This is a genomic window from Vibrio sp. 378 (assembly GCF_033339435.1).
In genome coordinates this window covers 1-515 of record NZ_JAWOUO010001204.1, presented here as the reverse complement: position 1 = coordinate 515, position 515 = coordinate 1, and the positions used below count along the sequence as shown (strand labels likewise).

General features: G+C 43.3%; 1 protein-coding gene and 1 pseudogene. Both read right to left on the bottom strand.

What is annotated here, in order from left to right; all coding sequences use genetic code 11:
* The coding region (locus tag R7Q48_RS31155; RefSeq protein ID WP_318134292.1) for a ChbG/HpnK family deacetylase at positions 1-143 on the bottom strand (143 nt) is incomplete at its 3' end.
* A gap of 18 nt (positions 144-161) precedes the next feature.
* A pseudogene (locus R7Q48_RS31150) lies at positions 162-515 on the bottom strand (6-phospho-beta-glucosidase); the annotation flags it as partial.

The following is a 515-nucleotide window of genomic DNA, read 5'->3' as shown; positions in this document are numbered from 1 at the left end:
GCTAACTCGATTGCATTCTGCTCGGCATCCATCCCTACCATCATAGTAGTCGATTTCACGACACCATCTTGATGGGACTTTACAATGCCGTTATTAACACCTTGAGTCAGACCAAAATCGTCCGCATTAAAAATGACTTTCATTGACGCTCTTCCTTAGTATTACAACGCTGTAAGTTTAAATTGAGGCAAATAAGGCGCATTAACCGCTAACAGCTCATCCAATATCGCTTTCGCTCGACCAATGTCTGGCACCAAAGGATTATTCGTTAATGCCATCAATGCTTTGTCGTAGTTACCTTCAACAGCGGCTTCTATCGTCAACTGCTCATAAGCTTTCACTTGATGCAGTAGTCCTTTGATGTTGTTTGATAGCTCACCAACAGCAAGTGGTTTTGCTCCCCAACTACCAATCACTGCACTGCATTCAATCACGGCGTCATCCGGTAGACCATTGATCGCGCCGTTGTTTAAGACGTTTACGACATGAATGCTGTTACGGTTGTTATAAATAGA